The sequence below is a fragment of the Sporanaerobacter sp. genome (genome assembly GCF_047830725.1).
Lineage (GTDB): Bacteria > Bacillota > Clostridia > Tissierellales > Sporanaerobacteraceae > Sporanaerobacter.
In genome coordinates, this window is sequence record NZ_CP181252.1 from 249975 (window position 1) to 275138 (window position 25164).

Genomic DNA, 25164 nt, shown 5'->3' on the forward strand with positions numbered 1-25164 from the left:
GCTCAACTATCGTATTTGCAATAATACAAAATATTACTTTCAGCATCATAAATTCCTACAGTATAATTTCCAGAATATCTAGAGAACAATTCTTCACCATCAGTGACCCTGTTTTCATTATTGTATCTATCAATAAATATCCAGTACCCATTCTGAATTTTAGGCATATCTAGTTTTTCAGCTAAATCAGACTCATACATCATAGAATCTTTTTCCCCACCATACATGACAATTTCAATATTTTTAGGAAGAGGTAAACTTTTCCAATTATCATTATCTTTAATCTCTTTTAGAATCTTTTCAGCATCTTTTCCCTCAAGTTGAGCCCTTGCCAAAGTAATTCCATCTCCATGAAATCCTCCATGAGTGTCCTCATATTCTATTTCTAAATTTCCAGGTATGCTAATTCCTAAAAAAGCTGAAATTTCTCTGTTGATAGACCATAAAAAACAACCTGTTAAAGAGCACATAAGAATCATAAGTAGAAACATATAAGCAATCTTTTTCTTCATATTATACCATCTCCTAAAATAAATTGGAGACCAAAGGTCTCCCCTACGATATTTTCCACACTGTTTTTTTACTTTTCTTCTTTTGAATATTCTAAAATATCACCTGGCTGGCAATCCAGTGTTTCACATATCTTCTCTAGAGTAGAAAATCGAATTGCTTTTGCTTTTCCATTTTTTAAAATAGAGATATTTGACATTGTGATTCCCACCTGTTCCGATAATTCAGTTACGCTCATTTTTCTTTTAGCCAACATGACATCTAAATTTACTATAATCGCCATTTTCACACCTCATATCGTCAAATCATTTTCATCTTTCAATTCACTTGCCTTCTCAACAAGATGAGAAAGTGCAAAAGAAACAATCCCAATTGAAATACCAACAAAAATAATAAACACCATCATAAAAAAAATACTAGGATGTAACAAATTCATATTAAGTAAAATAATCATTCCTGCAAAATAAAATATAGACTCAAACAAAGCTAGTTTGCCTATATCTTTTAAGCGTTTAGCATTATCTAGGCAAAATGAATTGTCTTTTGAAATTTCTTTGCACATCAACCATCCTTTATAAAGAGCAATGTAAAATGGTATTGCAGTAATCCAGATGAAAATCAAGCAAGGCCAAAACATATAATCCAATTCAGGATACGTAGCTGCAGTACCTTTACCTATATTGGGGGCAAGAACAAAGCATAAAAACAAGCCCAGCAAAGCTGCAAAGACAATTATGATCTTTAACCATTTTACCAATTCCGTTTGTTTCATAATATCACCTCGCATTAATTATACTACAATATATTATGTATTCCAATATATATTTATTATAAAACGATAAATATATATTGGAATTTGATAAATCCCAAGTAATAAATTTGCTGTATCAGTTCTACTCATAAGTAAAACCACTTGGATAATCCAAGTGGTTTATTCACTGTCATCATACTATCTATTACATTCATATTTGTTTTGTACTGTCTTTGATTTTGTTGAAGTAATACAATAAATTATCATATTTAGTGGCAAACAAAACGTCCCTATGCCACCTTTTCCAAATCTTCAACAACATTTCCAATCCATTTTTTTGAACGAAGTCGCTTTGCCTCAAAGCCTATCTTAACTACTTCTTCCAAACAGATTATAAAAAATACCTTATCAAGTGGTAATTTAAAATAAACAGCCGCTATATAACCTGCTGGGATAGCAAAACACCAAACTGTTCCAAGTTGTACCCACATAGAGTAAGTCGTGTCTCCTCCGCCCCTAAATACACCTACAATCATAAGCACATTGAAAAATCTAAGAGGAGCAAATACAGCCATGATCCTAAGCACAGTGATTGTAAGCTTTAAAGTATCTTTATTTATATTAAATGGTCTCGTGATTAAAGGTGCTGTAAACCATAGTATTATACCTGTTACTAATCCTATCATTGGTGCCAATATTCCTAATTTAGTTGCATATTCAATGGCTATATCTTCTTTACCTGCACCTATCTTATTTCCTATCATAATAGAAGCTGCTGTAGCAATACCTATACACAAAACCATAAACATATTGTTTATGGTAGTAGCTATCTGCATACTAGCTACTGCACTGATACCAATTTTAGCATATATTATTGAATATGCTGTTAAACCTAGTGACCACAACAATTCATTTATGATTACTGATGAAGATGTAGAAAAATAAATCTTAACAAATTCATAGTTAAAACTCATTATTTCCTTTATGTTGGTAAAAATAGCTTTATCGTTTTTATGAGCTGAAACAATTACATAAACCATTTCAACAAATCTTGCTATACTTGTAGCTATTGCGGCCCCTACTACTCCCATAGCTGGAAATCCAAAGTTTCCAAATATAAGTACCCAATTCAAAAAAGCATTGGTTAATACCCCTATAAGACTAGCAAACATTGGTGGTTTTGCTACTCCAACACATCTTAAAAGCGTTGAATATCCTTGTGTCAAACCTGTTATTATAAAAGTTATAGAAATTATTCTTAGATATTTAACTCCTAAATCTATAACTACAGCATCTTTAGTGAAAATATTCATTATAATTCCAGGAAATATAAATCCTAAAATAGAAAAGATTAATGCTGCTACAGTACTAAGTACAATCTCTAATCCAAACATCTTTCGTATATTTGAAACATCCTTTTTGCCCCAAAATTGTGATATAAATATACCAGCGCCAGCATTAATTCCAGATAAACATAACATGAATATGAAAAAGTATTGATTTACTAAGCCAACTGATGCAATAGAGTTTTCTCCAAGTTTTCCTATCATTAAATTATCTACCATATTTAATGATGAACTAATTAAGTTTTGTAATGTTATTGGTATAACTAATGTAAGAATTTCAAGAAAAAATTTCTTGTCTTTAAATAAGTTTTTCATTTCTAACCTCCTTATCCAACAAAACAAAAAATAAAAAAGCACATGGGTTATTTTAGCTGCCCACCTGCTTTTAGATTTTATTTATTTCATCCATATTAAATTACCTCAAATATTATATATTAATATTACAAATTAGTCAAATATATAAAATTTATAAATCCCTTTCTTTTCTACGATATAATCACTATAATTAATACATGAAGTCATATAAGGAGCTGGTTATGATGGACGAAATAAATATTCAAAAAATCATATTACATATTTTAGATAATTCAGTGGCAATACCTGTATTGTCGGAAAAAGAACATCCATACAACAAAGATATAATGGAGTTTTTAGAAATTCATATAGGAAAAGTTTTTAAAGATATTAATATCAAAAAAGCTTTTTTCCCCGATAAAGAAAATCGAGTTAAAAATCTTTGCATAGATATTTCAAATGACAATGATAAATTTGTAGAAAACACTAAAGAATTTGCTCAACTCATGTACAATATAATGGTTGAAAACCCTTCAATACCGCCTTGTGATTTGATTTGTTCTCTTTTTAAAAAAGATGAAAAAAGGTACTTGGGTTTCTTTATATTGAATTATAAACCTTCTTACATACACTATGTAGATGAATCAGAAAATAAAAGAATTAATCAAGTAGTTAAACAAAAAACAACATTACCAAATGAAAATCAAAAAATTGATGAATTTATAATAATAAATTTAGAGGACTTTTCAATTCTATTAAAAGAAAAAAAATATGAAATTAATGGAGAAAAAGACTATTATATATCTAAATACTTGTTAGAATCACAAGATACATTATCAGACAAGGAAAAGATAGATATTGTAAATATGGTATCGAAAAAAATAGTAAAAGACTATTATGAAAATGATGTAACTAAAATGGCAGAAATAAAAAATGCTATAGTGGAAAGTGTCGAAGAAAAAGATGCTATAGATATAGACCATATTAAAACTAAAGCCTTTAACAATAATTTAGACCTTCAAAGTATCTATGAAGAAGAAATAACAAAAAGAGGATTGTCAGAAAAAACCATAGATATAGATGAAAATTTAAATAAAAAAATAGCCAGAACTCAAAAGTTAGTAACAGACGATGGAATAGAAATAAAAATACCTGTGTCTTATTTGACCAGTTGCGATAAAATCGAATTTTTAAATAACCCAGATGGAACCATATCTATTCTACTCAAAAGCATCAAAGAAATACAAGGCAAATAAAAAGCCACTAACTCACGACTGAAGTCAAGAATTAGTGGCAATTCGCCAAAACCGCAATATGAATTTTTCTATGCTCTTTTTTATTTATCAATTCATTTTTTAGAGATGAAGCCTTTCAGCCTATAAACTATCAACATAATCCTTTGCTTCTTTTAGCCCCATACCTGTAGCTTCTCTTAATCTCTTTATTGCTTCAACTTTTTTATTTTCCATAACAAGTTCTGACAATTCATTTTTCAACCCATCGCTTATATACTCTCTAGATGGCTCAGGCAATCCAAGATGTTCAATAATTCTGTCTAATTTTGATTCTATCCTTTTTTGATTGCTTTCCAATGCACTAATGCTTGAATTAAGAATTATAAATAAGATTATTAAACCCATGTATAATATATTTTCCATATCTTGCCTCCATAATTATTAGTTAATATATCAATATTTTTCTCTGCCTATTATATAGACAATTTATAATAATCAAAAGCAATCAAGTCTTTTGCATTTTCATTTGAAATTTTAACATTAACTCATTATAAGGATTTATCCCATCAATTATTTGCACCAACCAGTGATGATAAATTAATTTTTCTTCTGACATATATATTGTATCAATAGAGTTGTTTTTCTAAAGAAAAAGCCTAATATATTATACTATAAATTAAATAAAATATAAAGAAAACAATACATGATTTACTATAAACAATCTTTAGTAATAAATATACTCCTACTTTAGAATTAGCATGGAAAATTAAAAAAAGTACGGGAATGTATTTGAAACATTCCCGTACTTTTTTACTTAAGTGTTGTAGTACTTAAACCTCTTCTCAGTATTGAACCCTTCTTTTGCTTTTCTTCTTTGATATCTTGATATTCATATTCCCAATGAATATTACCTTTTTCTACGCATGAATCATAGTCAACAAGTATTTCTTGTACATCTCTTGATAGAAAAAATAGTGCTATGATATTTGGAAGAGCCATTATCCCCATAAACAAATCTGCCAATTGCCATACAAAAGTAGCATCTATCATAGTACCTACTACTAAAGATATTATAGCAATACCTTTAAAAATATTTACGGTTGAAGATTTAGAATTAAACACAAATTTAACATTTGCTTCAGCAAAGAAATACCAGCCTACTATTGTAGTTAGTGCAAAGAATGATAGACATATTGATAAGAACATTCCACCAAATGAACCGAATTGGGATGCAAAACCATTTTGTGTCATAACAGTTGCTCCCTTGGTCATTTCAACTGCCGATATATTTGGATTATATGCTCCTGATGTAATATTGACCATGACTGTTGATAGACAAATCAAAAATGTTGATATAAATACACCTATCATAGCAACAAAACCTTGTTCTGCAGGATGTGAAACATCTGCAACTGCATGGGAATGAGGAGTTGAACCCATACCAGCTTCATTTGAAAAAAGTCCTCTTGCTAGTCCAAATCTTATGGTTTGCTGAATTGTAATACCTAAGGCTCCACCACCAATTGCCTTTGGTGAAAACGCTCCTACAAAAATACTTTTAATTGCTGGAATGAAATTGCCTATATTCATAAATATTATGACTATACTTCCTAAAATATACAAACCCGCCATAACTGGTACTACCTTTTCTGAAAAAGACGCTATACTTTCCATACCACCTACCAATATACGAAATACTACTATGGCAAGAACTATAGTGACAACATATACTGGTATTCCAAAAGCATCACTTACTGAACCTGCTACTGAATTGGATTGAACCATGATACCAACTATACCCAATGCAATAATACATGTTGTTGCAAAAAACATAGCCAATCCTTTAGATTTTAGCCCATTTTTTATATAGTATGCAGGTCCTCCTGTTACTTCTCCTTCTTTTGTTTCTCTATATTTTTGTGCTAAAACTGATTCACTAAATATTGTAGCCATTCCAAAAAACGCAGATACTATCATCCAGAATGCAGCTCCTGGCCCTCCTGATGCTATAGCTGTAGCTACACCTACTATATTTCCTGTTCCAACTTGAGCTGCTACTGCTGTTGATAAAGCTTGAAAAGGTGACATCTTGCCTTCTTCTACTTCCTTTTTCTTCACAATATCTACAATCATTTTCTTTAACGCTGGGAATACTCTAGTGAACTGTAGAAATTTAAGTTTTATGGTCATAAAAACCCCAATGCCTATAAGTGCAAATATTAGCACATAGTCCCATAGAACTGTATTGGCCAAATTGACTATCTCCTTAAATTGGTACATAATTTAACCTCCCATTATACTTAATAGTTGTTTTAATAAGTATAATTTATAACCTTCGAATAGTTTCAAAAAGTTTCAAACCGCAAGAAAAATTTATTGTTTTTTGTCATGTTTTTGACAACAAAAAAGTTAGATAAGAATTTTTCCTATCTAACTTTTTTATTTATAGTCTTTTCCCGTAATAGACTATCCCATCTATGAATTTCTTTATATTTACTTTTCCTCTTTTTTTAGTTTTACCTCTTATAAAATCCATTTCTATTTTTACTTGTTCAAAATTGTATAGTCCATTGGAATATTCAACAAATATTTCATTTATATTGTCCTCTATTCCAAGATTTGCAAGGTTAATCAGTCCAACAGTGGCTGTTCTTCTTATTCTTTGCTCCATTGTTCTAGGATTGTCGGTAAAATGACTTAATAGTTCTTTTACTGTAAAATTAGACATAGTTTGATTTTTATCAATCAAATATTTGGCTACATCAACAATATCCTGACTTCCTACTTCCCCAGCAACTCCAATTTTTTGCATAACCTGTTTTACCCCTTCTATGCTATTGTGACTAGTTGCTTTTGTTTTAGATTCTTTAGGCTCCAAAGAAAACAATTGTTGAATTTGATCTAGCTTTTTTTTCATATCAACTTTTTCTTCAACTTTTTTTATTACAGTTTCAACTTCAATAGCATTTACAGGCTTTGAGATATAGTATTCTATGCCACTTTCATAAGCTTTAGCAATCATATCTTTAGAAGATACTTGGGATATCATGATATAGTGGATATCAGGATGTATGGCTTTTACTTCTCTTGTCAAATTGATACCATCTTTGCCAGGCATGAGCAAGTCCACCAGAACAATATCTGGCTTTAGAACTATTATCTCCTTTAAACCATTTGCTCCATCAGTAGCTTTTCCTACTACTTCTCCCAAATTTTTATCAACTATTATTTTTTCTAGTATTCTAATGATATTTTCATCATCTTCAACTATAAATATTTTTATTGCTACCTCACCTCCAAAGAATGTTTTGGTATGTATATATATATTGTAGTTCCCTTGCCTAATTGTGAACTTACCTTTAACCTGCCTTCCAATTGTTCTTCAACTATATGCTTGACTATGGAAAGTCCAAGCCCTCTATTTATTTCGCCTGTATCATAATTTATTTTAGTTGAATATCCAGGTGAAAAAATATGCTTTAAACCTTCTTCATCTATACCTGAACCATTGTCAGATACCATAAAAACATGTTCCCCATCGGCAATTCTGTAGGCAATACTTATTTTGCCATTTTTTTGTGTGTCAGGAATTGCATCTATGCTATTCATAATAAGATTGCGAAAAATTGACATAAGATAATAATGTTGTGAAGTATAGAAGTTTTCTTCTATGTCAATTTCAAGCTCAATATTTTTATTTAATCGCCTTATTTCTCTTTTCATGGTTTCAAATAAAATGTTTATGATATCTTTAAAACTCATTTTTTCATCTTTAAGTTCACTTTCTGTGATTTCCTTTATTCCCCTTATAGCCAAGCCATTTTCCTTTTTTATTTCATGTATATCCCGGGCAATATTTATTGATCTTTCTCCCCAACTATTCTCGTCCTCACCAGTATTTATCATTTCAAACAATTTATAAGAATCAGACATGACCTTCTCTATATTGTCCATGTTCTTTTCCATCCAATACATTTCTGTTTTTAATTGAGATGTAAGCCACAACAGTCTTTTATATCTTTCTTCATGCTCCTCTTTTATAAGTAGCATTTTATAATATTTAAACAAATTTAAAACTAACCAGGTTATACCAGAGCGTACTAGTGCTACAAGGAACAATGTAGAAGTGATTTGCCATGGAAAAGGACTAGCACCTATTATAGTTCTAATGAATATCTCTATAATATTAGCACCAAAATCACTAATGACCATAACGAGAAAAATATAATTTATATTTTTCTTGTTGTCTTCGTTTGTCAACAAATAATAGATAATAGCATAAAAAGTATAAAACAATATCTCTATTTGAAAAGATAATATTACATGATTAAAATTTCCCATTGTGAAATAATACAGTATTGATCTTAGAAGATTCACTATTATACCTGATAGTATTCCTGTTGGAACTGGTTTTAAATCTTCATAATAAAAAAGAAATATCACATAAAGTATTATACCCGCTGAAACTCTAAAATCACTGCTAACTAATCCTATATTTACTTGAGAAGCCAACGCAACTAAAATAGAAACAAAAAACATTCTTTTTAAATTCTTCACATAATTCACCTTCTTGGCCTAAAATAATTGAATTATTTTTTTCTTTTATATATTCCATTGTTTCTTTCCATAAGGTCAAAACCTATTAAATCTCTTCTTATTGTACAGAAATCGTCATGAAAATCAGCAATTATCAGATTGACTTCTTTTTCTGTATACTCTCTATCTTCTTCAAAACTTTCTGCTATTTTTTCTAAAACAATTTGTCTTTTCTTTTTCTGTACTGGTATTTCTTTTAATTTGCCATATTTGAAAAAAGAATCTATGACTTTTTCTCTATATTTTTGTTCTCTTTGATTTAATATTTCTTCTTGTCTTCTATCATCTTTTACTAAATCTTTAAGAGTCATTGAAAAAATTTCTTCATTTATACTATAAACTGTATAATACTGCTCTTTTTTAGAAGATACAATATTTGCATCCATTAATTTTTTTAAGTGAAAAGATACTGTTGAAGTAGATAATTCCAATCTTTCAGCCAACAATTCAACATACATAGGCTCTATCATCAAACTGTTTATAATCTTTAGTCTGGAATTGTCAGATAAACATTTGAAAATCTCCAATGAATTCAAAATATCACCCCTCAATTGATATCTATTTTATCACAATATTTTTTAAATTGCTTTTTCAAATTTTCTGCTTCCTCAATTTTTATTTCTTCTATTATAACTTCTTTTTCTTTGCCAAATTCTAGAGCTTTGTCTTTATTTATATACCAAGGCTTTGTTATTTTATCAAAAAAACCTAAATATTTTTCTTTTAAAGCTATAGGATCTTTTGCACCATTGCAACTAATATTGAACATTTTAGAAAATATTTCAATGATATTAAGCTTTATCTTTTCTAAATTAGCTTCATCTATTCTTTCTTGTTTTTGCAAATTTGATACTGTGTCCTTGGTGTTTTCTTCTTCTTCTTTAAGAAAAGTTAAATAATTATCTTTTAGCCAGTTTATATCTCCCATTTCTATCCCTCCCATATTTTGTACTATTATTCTACAATACTTTAAATATTATTTCAACATTTATCTATTTAATTTTTAAGATTTGTTTCTATGATTATAAAATTAGATTGCTTTTTTGTGTAGACTGTGCTAAATTTATATTGATATGTATCAAAATAAATTTATTTAGGAGGAATTAAACATGGATTTTGTAACTCTCATACCAAATATTTGTGAAGGGCTCCCTTTTGAAAAAAAAGATTGTGTTTTATTGAATTTTTGGGGTGACAATGAAGACTTGGAAATTTTAGACTCAATTTCAGAATGTTTAAGTAAAAAAGGTGTTATCCCTTTTAAACACCATTGCTCAAATTCTTTTTTTAAAAATGTAGTTCTCAATTTAATTGAAAATAATCAGGAATTCCCTGAAAAATATTTTGAGTATCTATCTTCTTTCAGGTATGTAATAGATATATTTATGTATACACCAAGTTTACCTAATGGAATTTCTAAGGAAAATATACCTAAATACAAGAAATATTTATCCCAATTGTTCACTGCTTTAACTGAAGATAAAAAATATTATATACAACTTACTGTTCCTACAGAGATAAATGCTCGCAATGCTGGTTTAGATTTTGATATTTATAATTCTTTGATATGCAATGCTTTAGATGTAGACTTTAATGAATTAAAAAAAACCTGCAAAAAACAAATTGAAGAGCTTAAAGATAAAAATAGTGTGAAAATAATTACTGGAAAAAAGTATTCTTTAAAATTAGATTTTAATGACAGAAAGTGGTATGTAGATGATGGCTGTGGTGATTTTCCTTCTGGGGAAGTTTCTATAGCACCTATAGAAAATAGTAGCAATGGAGATTTGCTAGTTCCTATAATCAATTTAAGAGAAAAAATATATAAAGATGTACTCATGACTTTTGAAAATGGTAAACTTATAAAATGTTCTTCCAAAGAATTAGATAAGTTTTTTAATTCATTGCCTGAAAATTATAAAATTCTATGTGAATTTGCAATCGGACTAAATCCTAAAGTCAAAGAATTAACAGGATTTACACTTGTTGATGAAAAAGCTTTGGGTACTTATCATATAGGAATTGGAATGAATTATCTATCTGGTGGAACAAATAACTGTCCATTTCATATGGATTTTGTGTTTTATTGTGATGAAATTGTTTTTAATTAAATGCTATAAATACTGGTATTACAAACATGACATACTTATATTTTAGTTTTTGACATATATTTAACATATTTGTAACTCTATAAATGCTATAATAAATTTGGGTTATAATAATATATAATAGCTAGATAGGAGGATGCTCATGACATTTGTATTGCCAAAATTCACACCACCAGATTTTACTTCTGAAAAATTTGCAAATGCAAAGGAAATTCGTGTTGAAGAAGTAAAGAAAAATGGGGTTGCCCCAAGTGGTTTTTATCTTACTAGTCATATGCCTACTTATTATCATTATAATAATAAGTGGATTTTACCTGAACACAATTCTCAAAACTGTGTTGCAGTACTTCACGATGATACTATAATCATAAAGGAGCTTAACGATTTAGTCGTTGGGGAAAAGGTAGTCATGGGGAAAAAATCTGACGGATCCAATGGAGTTGTAATATATAAGGAAGGATTTGATGAGTCGGTTATCTCTACTCCAGGAAGATCTGTTGAAACTTCTTTTACTGATGACTACGAATACTTATTTGAACTAATGCGTCATGAAAAAGAAAATGGCGGATATATAGTATGGGTACTAGGCCCTTCTGTTGTATTTGACTATGACACCAGAATTGGTCTGTCAGAACTTGCTGAAAATGGATATGTTCAAGCCCTTTTAGCAGGGAATGCAATGGCTACTCATGATTTAGAAGGCGGATATTTAGATACTGCCCTTGGCCAAAATATCTATACACAAGAATCTGTACCAATGGGACATTACAATCATTTAGATTTGCTAAATGAAGTAAGAAGAGCGGGATCCATTGATAAATTTATTGCTGATGGCAATGTAAAGGACGGTTTCATGAAGACATTGACCAAATTGGATATACCTTATGTACTGGTTGGTTCTGTTAGAGATGATGGCCCACTTCCAGAAGTATATCACAATGTATCACAAGGTCTACGTGCCATGAAAGAACAAACTGACAAAGCTACTCTTATTATATGCTTGGCTACTATGCTTCACTCTGTAGCAACTGCAGAATTAGCTTCAAGCTATAGAATCAGAAAAGACGGTACTATTGCACCTGTATTTATGTATACAATAGATGTAACAGAAAATGTGGTAAACAAAGTTGCACAGGCTAGGGAGTATATTGCTGTAAAAACTCTTGTCACAAATGTTCAAGATTTTGTTGTAAATGTACAAAGAGCACTTTTGCAACCAGTTGACAATTTTGAAGTAGAACAAGTTGCAGTTGATATGCATGAATATATTGAAAATACTACAGAAGAAAAATTAAAATCTGTAAATAGATTAAATATTGACTAGGAGGAATATTATGACATTTGATATGCCAAAATTTACACCGCCAGATTTTAGTCAGGAATTCTTCGTCAATGCTCCAAATGCAACTTTGGTAGAAGTAGAAAAGGACGGAGTAGCTCCTGCAAACTACCATGCACTTTCTGTTTTTCCAGAATATTTTAAGATAAATGGCAAATGGGTGTTAGCTACACAAAGTAGGATGGATACGGTTTGTGTAGCTAATGATGAACCGGGAAATGAATCTGTAAATATAGTTGAATTTAGGAATCTAAAAGTTGGTGACAAAGTAGTTGTAGGAAGAACGGAAGATGGAAGTGAAGGCATATATATGTATACTCAAGGATTTATAGAAGAATCCAAAGATGCTGACACTTTTGCATTCCGTAGTGGTAGATCAAGGGAAACTGCTTTCTCTATTGATTATGATAGACTTTATCAAATACTTGCAAATGAAAAAGAAAATGGTGGATATATTACTTGGGTTTTAGGAACTGCTGTAAGTTTAGACCGAGGTTCAAGGGATGCTATGGCACAGCTTGTAAGAAATGGCTATGTTGATGCTATTATATGTGGTACAAGTTTTGCTGCCTTTGACTTAGAATGTGCTACATTTGGTACTACTTGGGGACAAGAAACCTTCATAAAAGAGCAAAATACCCTTGATAATTATTATGAGACAATAAATATGGTCAGAGAAGCCGGTTCTATGGAAGAATTTGTGAAATCAGGAAGACCTAAAGATGGAATTATGAAGGCCTGTGTAGAATGCGGTGTGCCTGTTATAATTGGTGGTACAATCAGAGACAGATTTGGTTTACCTGAAACATATGACAATGTATATGAAGCTCAAGATGCTATGCGTAAGCATATTCGTAAGACTTCAACTGTAGTTATGGTATCTGCAATATTATTTACTATAGCTACTGGAAACATGACTCCTTCCTACAATGAATTTGACGGAGTTATACGCCCTGTTTATATGTATACTGTAGATATACAAGAATTTGCTGTAAATAAATTGTCTGATAGAGGAACCCTTACAGCTACATCTGTTGTTACAAATACTCAAGACTTCATAAAAAATATAGGAAGAGCTTTGACATAAAAAGTATAGCTATTGGATTTCCCAATAGCTATACTTTTTCACATATTTATATAGAAAGTCATCATCAATTACAACTCATAGGGCTTCTTAACCCCTTCAACTAAGGTTCCTTCGAATTTCTCCTTACCTCTTAATATTCTTTATGGAACATTTTCTTTAGATATACATAAAATCTCTGAAATTTCTTTATTGGTGTATCCCTGTTAATACTTTAATCTTAATACAATTAAATAGTTTATAGGTAATTTAAAAATAGCTTTTTCTTATTCAAACATTGATAAATATATAATCATACTGACGGCCTTACTGTCGCACATAGAATACTAGATTGCCATTTTTGCTGTCTATGATGACTTTTTGATTGAATTCTATTTCATCTCTAAGAATCATTCTTCCTATTTCGGTTATGATATTTTTTTCTATGAACCTTTTTATAGACCTTGCACCATAGTAGATAGAATAGGCTTCATCTATTATGTGTTGAGTAGCACTTAAAGTCAATTCTACAGATACTCTTCTATCGCTTAAATCCTCATTTATTTCTTCTATATTTATATTTATAATCTTCACTATATCTTCTTTACTTAATGGCTTGAATAAAACTATATCATCTAGTCTATTTAAAAATTCAGGTTTGAAAATTTCTCTTATCTTTTTCATGACTGTTTCTCTAACTTTTTCATCTATTTCAACTTGAGAATCCAAGCCTTTTATTATGTCTTCGGAACCAATATTAGAAGTCATGATGATAATTGTGTTTTTAAAGTCTACTACTTTCCCCCTATTGTCAGTAAGTCTTCCATCATCTAATATTTGAAGTAAAATATTAAATACATCACTATGAGCTTTTTCAATTTCATCAAATAGTACTACAGAATAGGGTTGTCTTCTTACTGCTTCTGTAAGTTGTCCTCCCTCATCAAATCCTACATATCCTGGAGGTGCTCCAAGAAGTCTTGAAACTGAATTTTTTTCCATGTATTCACTCATATCAAGTCTAATGAGATTTTTTTCGTCATCAAACATTGTCTCTGTGAGAACTTTGGCAAGGTATGTTTTCCCAACTCCTGTAGGTCCAAAAAACATAAATGAACCAACAGGTTTTTGACGTTTTCTCACTCCTGACCTAGCCCTGATGATGGCATCTGTCACTGCACTTACAGCTTCATCTTGACCTATTATTTTTTTATGAAGGACTTTGTCTAAGTTCAATAGCTTTTCCTTTTCAGTTTCTGTTAGTTTACTTACCGGTATACCTGTCCATTTAGATACTACCTCTGCTATTTCATCTTCGGTTACTTCTTCTTTTATGTCATAGGTATGGGGAATATTTTTAAGCTCTTGTTCTTCTCTCTCCAATTTTTTAAGCTTTATATATTTTAATTCAGAAACCTTTTCAAAATTGTTTTCTCTACTGGCTTCATCTATTTGTTTTTTTACTTCATCAATTTGATGTTTTATTTCTTTAGTTCTATCTACTATTTTTTTGTCTTCAATCCATTTTTCATATTCTATATTGTAGATATCATTTAATTCTTTTATTTTTTCTTCTATTTCTTTGCATCTTAATTTTGATATTTCATCATCTTCTTGCCTTATAGATACTTTTTCCATTTCCAATTGCAAAATTCTTCTCTGCATTTCGTCTAATTCATGTGGAAGAGCATCTATGCTTGTTCTCACCATCGAAGAAGCCTCGTCCATGAGGTCAATAGCCTTATCTGGCAAAAATCTATCTGTAATATATCTATCTGACAATTCAGCACAGGCAATAACAGCTTTGTCTGAAACTCTTATACCATGATGCATTTCATATTTTGCCTTTATCCCTCTTAAGATAGAAATAGTTTCTTCTACACTAGGTTCAGTAACTAATATCTTTTGAAATCTTCGATCTAATGCACCGTCTTTTTCTATATATTCTCTGTATTCATCAAAAGTAGTTGCTCCAATGGTCAAAATCTCACCTCTGGCAAGCATTGGCTTAAGCATATTGGAGGTGTCTAATCCTCCTTGTCCATTTCCTGCACCAACAACTGTATGCAATTCATCAATAAATAGAATGATTTGTCCATTAGAAGCTTCAATTATTTTTAAGACTTCTTTGAGTCTTTCTTCAAATTCACCTCTAAATTTAGCTCCTGCTATAAGGGCTCCCATATCTAGTGCATAAATAGTCCTATCTTTAAGAGTCTCTGGTACATCATTTCTAACTATCCTTTGGGCTAATCCTTCTACAATTGCAGTTTTCCCAACTCCAGGTTCTCCTATGATGACAGGATTGTTTTTGGTTCGCCTCGACAATATCCTTATCATCCTGTTTATCTCATCATCTCTACCTATGACTGGATCTAAGTCACCATTCTTTGCCTCACGAGTTAAGTCTCTGCCATATTTTTCTAGTACTTTGGCAATTCCTTCTGGATGATTGTCAGTAACTCCAATGGTTGATCTATATTTTAAAACTCTTTCTCTAAAGTCGTCATATTCAATATTGTATTTTTCAAAAATACTTTGACTGGTTATTTTATTTTCTTTTAGAATGGCTAAATATATTTGTTCTACATTTATATAGGAATCATACATACCTCTTGACAATTCTTCAGCCACAAGTAATATTTTCTGAGCTGTCCTGTTATAAAACAATTTGGTCAAACCATCTTGACTTTTCAATTTATCTAAAGCTTCATCTATGTCCTTGGTATATGAAAATATATCGACACCCATTTCCTTCAATATATCGACTACTATTGAATTTTTTTGTTGTACCAAGGCCCTATGTATATGCAATTCTGTTAGTTCACTATTCCCTTTTCTTATGGCTATATTTTGAGCTTCTTGCATCACTTGTATAGTATCATCAGAAAACTTTCTTGTGTTCATTGATCCACTCTCCTTTAAATATGAGCTGTATATATATTATAGCAAAATATTGGTACCACGTGCCAATATTTAAATTTAGTGACTATATGTTGGTCTATAGAATATATCTATGATAAAGTTCATGAGTATAGATATATTCTATTTGATTGATTTTATTCTTGATGCTAATGTAATATAGGATGTGATTAAAGGAGGAGGAATATTATGAATATGAAAAAATTTGTAGCATTTTTGTTAATTTTTACTTTATCTCTTAGTTTGGTTGCTTGTGGAAAATCAGAGCAAAAGGAAAGTTCTGATGATTCATCTACACCAGTTGAGGAAACTAAGGATAAGCCTTTTGAAGGAACAACCTTAAGTGTTTTACTTGCTTATGGTGGAGCAGAAAATAGTTTTGATAAGTTTACTGAAGAAACTGGAATCAAGGTTGAATATTTAGAAATGTCAACTGGTGCTGCTCTTGCTAAATTACAAGCTGAAGATGGAAAAACAGAAGCTGATATTTGGTTTGGTGGTGGTGTTGATAGTTATCTAAATGCTAGAGATTTAGGTTATCTTGAAGCTTATAAATCCCCAAATGCTTCAGCTATCAATCCACAATACAATGACAAAGATGGATATTATTCTGGTCTTGCATTGGTTCCAGCAGGATGGATAGTTAATGAGGATCTTCTAAAAGAAAAAGGGCTTGAAGCACCAAAGACTTGGGAAGACTTAGCTGATCCAAAGTATAAAGGCGAAGTAATCATGGCTGATCCTTCTATATCAGGAACTAACTATGCAATTGTTAGTGGTCTTATTCAAGCTTGGGGAGAAGAAAAAGCTTGGGATTATTTTGAAAGATTAAATAAAAATATTGATTTCTTTGCAAAAGGTGGCGGAGAACCTCTTGAAAAAGTTGCAGCTGGAGAATTTGCAATTGGTATAGTAGCAATAACTGGTGGTACTTATAGCGTAGGAGAAACTAGTCCTACATCTGTAGTATATCCTGAAGATGTAATTCCTTGGACTCCAGCACCAATTGCTATATTTAAAAATACAAAAAATCTTGAGGCAGCTAAAGTATTTGTAGATTGGTATCTATCCAAAGAAGGTCAAGAAGTATTAAGAGAAGCTGATGCTAGAATCATGGCTAGAGATGATGTAGACGCTCCTGAACTTATGAAGGATTTAGATAAGAGTAAACTAATAGATTTCAATTTAGAGTTAATGGGAAGTCAAAGAGATGAAATTTTAGCAAGATGGAAGGAACTAGTAGGTGAAAAGTAATATTACAAATGAGGAAAGGGCAAATTTGGCCCTTTCCTTTGACTCTATATTGGATAAATTTATTTTTTGGATTGTAGTTATTAGTTTACTCCTTTTTATCTTATATCCAGTTGTAATGGTTATTTCAACTAGTTTTTTTTATAGAGGTACTTTTACTTTAGATAATTATAAAAATTTACTGAACTCTAACAATCTCAAGTTAATTAAGGATAGCTTATTTGTAGCTAGTATCTCTTCGATTTTATCAACTATTTTTTCATTTTGTATAGCTCTTTTTACCTTTGTTGAAAGAAAAAAAATTAAAAAACTTATTTATAGAGCACTTATGTTATCTATGATATCACCACCTTTTGTTTCTTCTTTGGCCTTGATTATTCTATTTGGACGTCGTGGAATCATTACCCACAATTTATTGGGACTAAGTGTGAACCCTTATGGATGGCAAGGTATTGTGCTATTGCAAACCTTAGGTGGAATACCATTATCTTCTATAATGCTTATTTCTGCACTACATTCAATTGATACTAGGCAGATATTAGCTTCTAGAGATCTTGGGGCTACAACTACACAAACTATAAAAAATATTGTCATACCTGCAATTTTTCCTACTATATTATCTGTATTGTTTTTAAGTTTTACAATGAATTTAGCTGATTTTGGAACTCCTATAATCATCGGAGGAAAGTTTAAAATGCTTGCTACAGAGACTTATATGACTATATTCTCTAGTGGGGATTTAGGAAAAGCTGCAGCTATGTCTATACTATTAATTCCACCAGCTATACTTTCTTTTGTATTTTATCGCAAAAACATAACGAATATTGACAACAGAGCAACTGGCACCAAAGCTCTTGGTAGTGAAAACTATGATTTTCAGCTTCCTATTTGGTTGAAATTTGTATTGACTTTCATCACAGTTTCTTTTTTCATAATAGTGGTGCTTAAATATGGTAGTATAATTTTATCTGCCTTTTCCATAAATACTTCAGGAAAATTAACTTTTACTTTAAAGCACTTTGAAGAAGTCAAATTTGCATATACTCCTGCTTTTTTAAGAAGCATAATCTTTGCAGTGATAGCAGGATTTGTATCATCTGTGATAGGTATTTTGTTGTCATATTATACTCACAGGAGAAAAATCAAAGGGATGAGTTTTATTGAATTTGTCTCTGCATTGCCATATATTATACCTGGTATTTTCTTTGGACTAGGATATATAGTTGGATTTAACAAAGAACCTTTATTGCTTACAGGAACTACTGCAATTGTCATATTGAACTCGACTTTTAGACATATATCAGTAGCAAATAAAGCTACCAACGCTGCATTTACTACAATTGATACTAGAATAGAAGATGCTTCCAGAGATTTAGGAGCATCAAAGTTTAAAACTATTACGAACATTATATTTCCTCTTTTGAGACCTGTTTTTCTTACTAGTTTTATAAATACCTTTACAGCTTGTATGACTACTGTTGGAGCTATTATATTTTTAGTATCACCTAAAAATGTAGTTGCATCCATAGTCATGTTCAAAAACATTACCAATGGACAATATGGACCTGCTTCTGTAATGGCCAGCATATTGATTTTAATCACTGTGAGTGTAAATTTAATTGCTATAAAGCTATTGAATACAAAGGAGATGTACTGATGTTTTTAAAATTGGTAAATTTAACTAAAATGTTTGATGGGGAAAATGGAGTTAAAAATATAAATATAGATGTAAATGAAGGCGAATTTATAACTATTTTAGGCCCTTCTGGCTGTGGCAAAACTACTACGTTAAATCTCATTGGCGGATTTTTAAAAGCTGATAGTGGACAAATTCTTCTTGAAGGAGTGGATATAAAAGATTTGCCACCAGAAAAACGTCCGGTTTCTACGGTTTTTCAAAGCTATGCTCTATTTCCTCATATGAATGTGGTGGAAAATGTTAGTTATGGCATTAGATTTTATAGAAAAGAAAAAAAGAAAAGAGCTTTAGAAATTGCTATGGAATATATCAATATAGTTGGCCTATCTGGATATGAAAAATATAAAGTTGGAAACTTGAGTGGTGGTCAACAACAAAGAGTGGCACTAGCAAGATCTATGGCTACAAATCCTAAAATTTTATTGCTGGATGAACCTTTAAGTAATTTAGATGCTAGCTTAAGAGTAAAGATGAGAGAAGAATTGAAGGATTTACAAAATAAGCTGAATATCACTATGATATTTGTGACTCATGACCAAAGTGAAGCTTTAAGTTTGTCAGATAAAATTGTAGTTATGGACAAGGGAAATATCATGCAAATAGGCTCACCTTCAGAAGTATATTTTTCTCCTGCCAATGAATATGTAGCTTCTTTTATTGGCAAATCTAATTTGATTGAAATTTCTGGAGACCGATTTTTAGTAAGACCTGAAGATATTAAATTTAGACCAAATTCTGAAGGAAAGTATACAATTAAACGTAAAATATTCATGGGTCAATATACAGAATATATAGTTTCTGATGGAGAAAAAGATATAGAAGTCAATTTAAGCGGCAAAGAAAATGCAAGTTTTTTAATTGGTAGCAAAATTGATTTAGAAATAGCTCATAAAATTCAATTAAGGGTCCTTTGACCCTTAATTGAATTCTGACATTCCTTCTTTAACAAGTTTTTTTGTATAATCATCTGTTGGATCAGAAAATATCTTAGAAGCAATCCCCTGTTCTACAATTTTTCCATTGTGCATTACATAAACCCTATCTGCAATTTTTCTTGCAATAGGTAAATCATGAGTTATATAAAGCATACTAAAGCCATTTTTGTTTTGCAATCCTTTCAACAGTCTTATGATATTGGCTTTAGTAGATGGGTCCAACATAGAAGTTATTTCATCAGCTATCAACAATTTTGGTTTCATCACCAAACTTCGAGCTATAGAAACCCTTTGTCTTTGTCCTCCACTCAAAGTATAACATTTTCTATTTAAAAAATTTTCATCATTTGGTAGTTGAACTTCTTCCAAGGCTTTTTTCACTTCTATCTTTATTTCTTCATAAGAATCTTCTTTTATTATCCTTAAAGGTTCGCTTATGGCTTCTTCTATACTAAATCTTTCATTTATTGATGAAAAAGGATCTTGAAATACTATCTGAATTCCATTTTTTCTACTTGTAAAATTGTTTCCCGATACCAGTTTTCCTTCAAATACAACTTCTCCTTCTTGAGGAAGAATTGTTCCAGACAAAACACCTGCCAAAGTTGTTTTTCCAGACCCTGATTCTCCAATTAGAGCTACTATCTCTCCACTTCTTACCTTAATTGAACAATCGTCACAGGCTTTTACAATTGTCTTTTTATTTTTATATATTTTGTTGATATTTTTCCCTTCCAGTAAAGTGACTATTCCTCCTCTATGACAAGCCACTTGTCTTTCCAATGATACATACTCTAGTTTAGGAACCCTAGTACTACATATTTCAATACTTTGAGTACATCTTTTTCTAAATGGACAACCAGATTCTTTAGACCCTCCTGACTCCCCAGGTATTCCCCATAAATCTCTGTAGGGATTTATGGTTGGTGAAGAGTCCACCAATCCTCTAGTATAGGTATGCATAGGATTTTTAAGAACTTCAGAAGTGATACCCTTTTCCAATATACATCCTGAGTACATTACATTTATTTTTGAAGTGAGATGAAAAATAGTTTCTAATTCATGAGATATAACCAATAGAGCAAATTTTTTCTCCTTGTGAAGCTCTGAAAGCAATTTGATTATTTCATTTTTATATACTGCATCAAGAGCTGTAGTAGGCTCGTCAACTATGAGCACTTCTGGATCACAAGCAAGAGCCATGGCTATAAGAACTCTTTGTCTCATTCCACCAGATAATTGATGAGGATAATACCCTTTTATCTCTGCTGAAAGCCCTACCATTTCCAACAATTCTTTAACTCTTTTAGATGTACTTTCTTTAGACAAATTGAGATGTTTTACAATCACTTCACTTATTTGTTCATCAATAGTAAGTAGCGGATTTAAAACATCCAAACTATTTTGGAAAACTAAAGCAATTTTGTTCCAGCGAATAGATTTAATTTCCCTTTTAGATAGACTATTTATGTCTACATTTTCATAATAGATATTTCCTCTTACTTTTCCTGGTTCTTTTATAAGTCCCATCAGTGCCATAGCCAATGAAGTTTTCCCACTACCAGACTCTCCTATTATTCCTAAGCTATCCCCTCTATTGAGACTAAAGCTTACATCTCTTACAGCATTGACTTCTCCATTGTTCAATTTATAATCTACCGAAAGATGTTCTACTCTTAACAAAGACTTATCCATAATCCACCTCTTTACAATTTTTCATTCAATATTTTTTCTAAATCTCTACTTATTATGGCTATGGAAAGAACTAGAAAGATTATAGCTATTAAAGGCGTCATTACCCACCACTTCCAAAAATCCGTAAAATATATTCCTCGAAAATTGATAGCATGATTTAAAATGAGTCCCCAACTCTTTGATGTTGGATCTCCAAGACCTAGAAAAGCCAATCCAGCTTCAGCAACTATGGCTTTGCTAGTGAGTTTTATGATTGTCACCATGAGAATAGGTAATATTTCAGGAATAAAATGTTTAAAGAGCAAATATCCAAATCCCGCTCCATAACTTTCTGCTACCAGTATGTAATTTTCTTTTTTCATAGATAATACTTTTGATCTTATTATTCTAGCTGGACCAGTCCAAGAAAAAAAAGCTAATACAAAAATTATATTTTTGATACTGGGTCCAAAAAAAGCCCCCAATATTATCATCATGGGTAAATCTGGAAGTACTATCATTATGTCTACTATTCTCATAATGAGCTTGTCTACAATTCCGCCATAATATCCTGCCAATATGCCCAATATTCCTCCACCAATACCTGCAATCAAGGCAGCGGATATTCCAACTGATAAACTAATCCTTGCCCCATAGCATATTTGAGAAAACAAATCTATGCCTAAATCATCTGTTCCAAACCAATGAACCCTATTTGGTGACTCAAAAGGAGAACCTGAAGGTAAATTGTAAGGATGAGGGCATATGTAGGGAGAAAATATGGCCATAAATATGAGCAGTATCATAAATAAAATTGCAATTTTACCTGAATTTGAAAAGCTACTAAATTTTAATTTTTCTTTTTTCATCTACTCCACCCTAGGATCTATTTTTCTACATACTATATCCGCTAAAAAATTCATAGTTAAAACTAAAATACATATATTTAAAAATATTCCTTGCATCAAAACATAATCTCTAACCATGACTGCTTCCCTCATAAGTCGTCCTATTCCAGGATAGCTAAATACGTTTTCCACCAATATGGCTCCACCAAATACTGAACCTAAATTCATAAATATTCTAGTTATGACTGGCAATATGGCATTTTTTAAACCATGCCTAAATATAATCCTTCTATCATCCAATCCTTTTGCCGAAGCTGTAAGCATATAATCTTTGGAAAGAACTGTTATCATACTATTTCTAGACAATAAATAATACCCTCCTGTTTGGGATAAAACCAAGGCCAATACAGGTAAAAAGCCATGATGAACAATGTCTTTGATTTTTTCAAATACATTTTTATATTCTCCAAATACAGTGATTCCTCCAGATAAGGGAAACCATCCCTTCCCAGCTGCTAGCCCAAATAGCAATAGCATGGCTATTAAAAAAGAGGGAATTTCTGAAAAAACTATCATGATGGAGTATATGATTTTATCAATTGCACTGTTTCTATGCCATGCAGAAAAAGCTCCAACAAATATTCCAAGCAAACTGCTTAAAACAATAGAAACAACTACTATTCCAATTGTCCATATTACTCTTTTGAGTATTATAGACGAAACAGCTTCATTGTAATATATGCTATATCCTAAATCTCCTCGAAATAAATTGTATACATAGTCTTTGTATTGTTCCCAAAGAGGCTTATCTAATCCATAGTAGGCCTTGTATTTTTCTATTTGCTCATCAGTATATGAACTGTGAACACTGCCTTCATCAGATGATAAAAATGTAAATGGATCCCCAGGCATAAGCCTGGGAATAAAAAAATTAAAGGATATGATAACAAAAAACACTATTATATATTCAAGAATTCTCTTAATACAGTTCATCTTTTCTCTCTCATTCCATTTCTAGATAAGATATCTTGTTGTGAGTTACTTCATGATGGTTAAACACATGTTTCCATCCATCATATTTTTCTGGTCTAAATACAACATATCCAGTAGTATTGTAGATAGGAATTTGAGGTATTTCTTCCGCAATTTCCTCTTGAAGTTCAAAAACAATTTCTTTTCTCTTTTCTTCGTTCATTTCATGCAATTGTTCTTCACACAATTTATTTATCTTTTCATTGCTATAACCAGGAATACCTGAAAATATAGTTTTCTCTCTATTTTTACTTCTATATTGTTCTCTAAGCATATCTGGGTCGCCACCCCATCCGCCATATCCATTTAACGCCATTTCATAATCTCCATTTTTGATAGCTGCATCTCTTGATTTAGAATCTACACTCTTAACTTCTATATTTATACCTGCTTTTTCAAAGTTTATTTTCATGAGTTCTGCAATTCTAAGTTCTGGATTTGAATCTCCAGTAAGCAATGTAAAATTGTAAGTTTTGTTGTCTAACAATTTTTTTGCCTTGTCTATGTCAAAATCATATTGTTTTATATTTTTGTTATACCATATATGTTCTACTGGTAAATATCCTGCACTGCCAACTCTTGCTGCTCCTCTTGCTACTTTTTCTACCAATTCTTCTTTGTCTATAGCATAGGCGAGAGCTTGTCTTAAATTTTTATCTTTGAATTCAGGTCTTTTTTCCATATTTAGTGCTAGTTTATATCCCCAATAAGCAGGACTTTCTAAAACTTTGTACTGAGGAGTATTTTCATATTTTGAAAGTACATCTGGAGTAATTCCAGTCAAATCTATTTCTCCATTCTCAAAAGCAAGCAAAGAATCACTAACAGGTACAAATTTGATTACATCTACTTTTTGCTTAGGTCCCCAATAATCTTTAAAAGCCTCAAATCTATATGCTCCTTGCTCTTCATTGTAATCAGTCAATATATAAGGTCCGCATCCTATTACTGCTTTTGAATCAGTAAATTTGGTTGGATCATCTACATCACTCCATATATGTTTAGGAATAATTCTTGCAGTTCCAAATCTCTCTAGCAATGTAGCATTTGGCTCATTTACTTGAATCTTTATTATATTTTCATCTACTACTTCTATTTTTTCTATATAATTGTTTTCACTAATACCCAAATCATCTGAAACAGGTGGATACTTTGAATAATATTCAAAAGAAAACTTTACATCTTCCGCTGTCATAGGTTCTCCATCCTGCCATTTTACACCTTGTCTTATTTTAAAGGTATATAATCTTCCATCATCGCTTATATCCCAACTTTCTGCCAACCAAGGAATAAGCCCTTCTTCTCCTCTTTCTAGCAAACTGTCAAATATCAATCTCATTTTAAATATTCCAGGTCCTCTTGAATAATGAGTATAAGGACTAGGATATCCCCAATCTCCTCCTTGGAGATTTATTTCTACTGGCTCTTTGTTTTCTTCTTTTGCTACTGTTTCTTCCTTTTGATTTATAGCTACATTTTTTTCATTGCTGCATCCTGACAACAACATTGCAGCTATCATTATAAAAATTAAAAATTTAAACCCTTTCTTCATTCTATCTCC

Annotated in this window: 22 protein-coding genes; 7 read left to right on the plus strand and 15 right to left on the minus strand. The window is 31.1% G+C overall.

All coding sequences use genetic code 11. The features are described 5' to 3' along the window. Positions 1–2: 2 nt before the first annotated feature. The 4 genes from ACFWUA_RS01250 to ACFWUA_RS01265 form a co-directional block, all read right to left on the minus strand. Positions 3–512, minus strand: a complete 510-nt coding sequence (locus tag ACFWUA_RS01250; protein ID WP_416198363.1) for a hypothetical protein — start codon at positions 510–512, stop codon at positions 3–5. A gap of 68 nt (positions 513–580) precedes the next feature. Further along, positions 581–793 carry a helix-turn-helix domain-containing protein gene (locus ACFWUA_RS01255; RefSeq protein ID WP_072743887.1) on the minus strand — a complete coding sequence of 71 codons (213 nt, stop codon included), beginning with the start codon at positions 791–793 and terminating at the stop codon, positions 581–583. A gap of 9 nt (positions 794–802) precedes the next feature. Next, positions 803–1282, minus strand: coding sequence for a DUF2975 domain-containing protein (locus tag ACFWUA_RS01260; protein WP_416198364.1), 480 nt, complete (start codon positions 1280–1282; stop codon positions 803–805). Positions 1283–1551: 269 nt separating this feature from the next. After that, the gene (locus ACFWUA_RS01265; protein WP_416198365.1) at positions 1552–2922 is read right to left on the minus strand and encodes an MATE family efflux transporter; all 1371 of its coding nucleotides are present in this window, start codon (positions 2920–2922) and stop codon (positions 1552–1554) included. Between the two features lie 224 nt (positions 2923–3146). Here ACFWUA_RS01265 and ACFWUA_RS01270 point away from each other — a divergent pair, with 224 nt between their 5' ends. Continuing rightward, positions 3147–4157: a nucleoid-associated protein gene (locus ACFWUA_RS01270; RefSeq protein WP_416198366.1), complete on the plus strand. Its 1011-nt coding sequence runs from the start codon at positions 3147–3149 to the stop codon at positions 4155–4157. Between the two features lie 120 nt (positions 4158–4277). Here ACFWUA_RS01270 and ACFWUA_RS01275 read toward each other — a convergent pair whose 3' ends face one another. The 6 genes from ACFWUA_RS01275 to ACFWUA_RS01300 form a co-directional block, all read right to left on the minus strand. Then, positions 4278–4559 carry a ribosomal protein L7/L12 gene (locus ACFWUA_RS01275; protein WP_416198367.1) on the minus strand — a complete coding sequence of 94 codons (282 nt, stop codon included), beginning with the start codon at positions 4557–4559 and terminating at the stop codon, positions 4278–4280. A gap of 387 nt (positions 4560–4946) precedes the next feature. Further along, entirely contained in the window at positions 4947–6416 is a 1470-nt protein-coding gene (locus ACFWUA_RS01280) for an alanine/glycine:cation symporter family protein (protein WP_416198368.1), read from the minus strand. A gap of 163 nt (positions 6417–6579) precedes the next feature. Further along, the gene (locus ACFWUA_RS01285; RefSeq protein WP_416199157.1) at positions 6580–7461 is read right to left on the minus strand and encodes a DNA-binding domain-containing protein; all 882 of its coding nucleotides are present in this window, start codon (positions 7459–7461) and stop codon (positions 6580–6582) included. Continuing rightward, positions 7422–8693, minus strand: a complete 1272-nt coding sequence (locus tag ACFWUA_RS01290) for a sensor histidine kinase (protein ID WP_416198369.1) — start codon at positions 8691–8693, stop codon at positions 7422–7424. Before ACFWUA_RS01290 ends, ACFWUA_RS01285 begins: the two co-directional genes overlap by 40 nt. A 32-nt stretch (positions 8694–8725) precedes the next feature. Further along, positions 8726–9268 (minus strand): metalloregulator ArsR/SmtB family transcription factor, encoded by a 543-nt coding sequence (locus tag ACFWUA_RS01295; protein ID WP_416198370.1) that lies wholly within the window; start codon positions 9266–9268, stop codon positions 8726–8728. Positions 9269–9279: 11 nt separating this feature from the next. Then, entirely contained in the window at positions 9280–9660 is a 381-nt protein-coding gene (locus ACFWUA_RS01300) for a hypothetical protein (RefSeq protein WP_416198371.1), read from the minus strand. A 181-nt stretch (positions 9661–9841) separates the two neighbouring features. On the opposite strand from ACFWUA_RS01300, the gene ACFWUA_RS01305 reads away from it, so the two are divergent. The 3 genes from ACFWUA_RS01305 to ACFWUA_RS01315 all read left to right on the plus strand — a co-directional run bounded on the left by ACFWUA_RS01305 (position 9842) and on the right by ACFWUA_RS01315 (position 13266). Beyond that, entirely contained in the window at positions 9842–10843 is a 1002-nt protein-coding gene (locus ACFWUA_RS01305) for an aminopeptidase (RefSeq protein WP_416198372.1), read from the plus strand. A gap of 139 nt (positions 10844–10982) precedes the next feature. After that, complete coding sequence (locus ACFWUA_RS01310; RefSeq protein ID WP_416198373.1) at positions 10983–12164, plus strand: hypothetical protein; 1182 nt, start codon at positions 10983–10985, stop codon at positions 12162–12164. A gap of 10 nt (positions 12165–12174) precedes the next feature. Beyond that, positions 12175–13266, plus strand: coding sequence for a hypothetical protein (locus ACFWUA_RS01315; RefSeq protein ID WP_416198374.1), 1092 nt, complete (start codon positions 12175–12177; stop codon positions 13264–13266). A gap of 303 nt (positions 13267–13569) precedes the next feature. On the opposite strand, the gene ACFWUA_RS01320 is transcribed toward ACFWUA_RS01315, so the two are convergent. Continuing rightward, a complete protein-coding gene (locus ACFWUA_RS01320; RefSeq protein ID WP_416198375.1) occupies positions 13570–16149 on the minus strand; it encodes an ATP-dependent Clp protease ATP-binding subunit in 2580 nt (859 codons plus the stop codon). Between the two features lie 204 nt (positions 16150–16353). Between ACFWUA_RS01320 and ACFWUA_RS01325 the strand changes: the two genes are divergently transcribed. The 3 genes from ACFWUA_RS01325 to ACFWUA_RS01335 are packed head-to-tail and all read left to right on the plus strand — an operon-like array spanning position 16354 to position 20028. Next, on the plus strand, positions 16354–17418 hold the full coding sequence (locus tag ACFWUA_RS01325) for an extracellular solute-binding protein (protein WP_416198376.1): 1065 nt from the start codon (positions 16354–16356) through the stop codon (positions 17416–17418). After that, complete coding sequence (locus ACFWUA_RS01330) at positions 17408–19072, plus strand: ABC transporter permease (RefSeq protein ID WP_416198377.1); 1665 nt, start codon at positions 17408–17410, stop codon at positions 19070–19072. The genes ACFWUA_RS01325 and ACFWUA_RS01330 overlap by 11 nt, the downstream gene beginning before the upstream one ends. After that, positions 19072–20028, plus strand: a complete 957-nt coding sequence (locus ACFWUA_RS01335; RefSeq protein ID WP_416198378.1) for an ABC transporter ATP-binding protein — start codon at positions 19072–19074, stop codon at positions 20026–20028. Before ACFWUA_RS01330 ends, ACFWUA_RS01335 begins: the two co-directional genes overlap by 1 nt. A 3-nt stretch (positions 20029–20031) precedes the next feature. Here the strand turns inward: ACFWUA_RS01335 and ACFWUA_RS01340 are convergent, their stop codons facing one another. Genes ACFWUA_RS01340 through ACFWUA_RS01355 form a run of 4 tightly spaced genes read right to left on the minus strand, consistent with a single transcriptional unit; the run spans position 20032 to position 25155 of the window. Next, the gene (locus ACFWUA_RS01340) at positions 20032–21744 is read right to left on the minus strand and encodes an ABC transporter ATP-binding protein (protein ID WP_416198379.1); all 1713 of its coding nucleotides are present in this window, start codon (positions 21742–21744) and stop codon (positions 20032–20034) included. 11 nt (positions 21745–21755) lie between these two features. Then, a complete protein-coding gene (locus tag ACFWUA_RS01345; RefSeq protein WP_416198380.1) occupies positions 21756–22592 on the minus strand; it encodes an ABC transporter permease in 837 nt (278 codons plus the stop codon). After that, positions 22593–23564 carry an ABC transporter permease gene (locus ACFWUA_RS01350; RefSeq protein WP_416198381.1) on the minus strand — a complete coding sequence of 324 codons (972 nt, stop codon included), beginning with the start codon at positions 23562–23564 and terminating at the stop codon, positions 22593–22595. 10 nt (positions 23565–23574) lie between these two features. Continuing rightward, the gene (locus tag ACFWUA_RS01355; protein WP_416198382.1) at positions 23575–25155 is read right to left on the minus strand and encodes an ABC transporter substrate-binding protein; all 1581 of its coding nucleotides are present in this window, start codon (positions 25153–25155) and stop codon (positions 23575–23577) included. Positions 25156–25164: the final 9 nt, after the last annotated feature.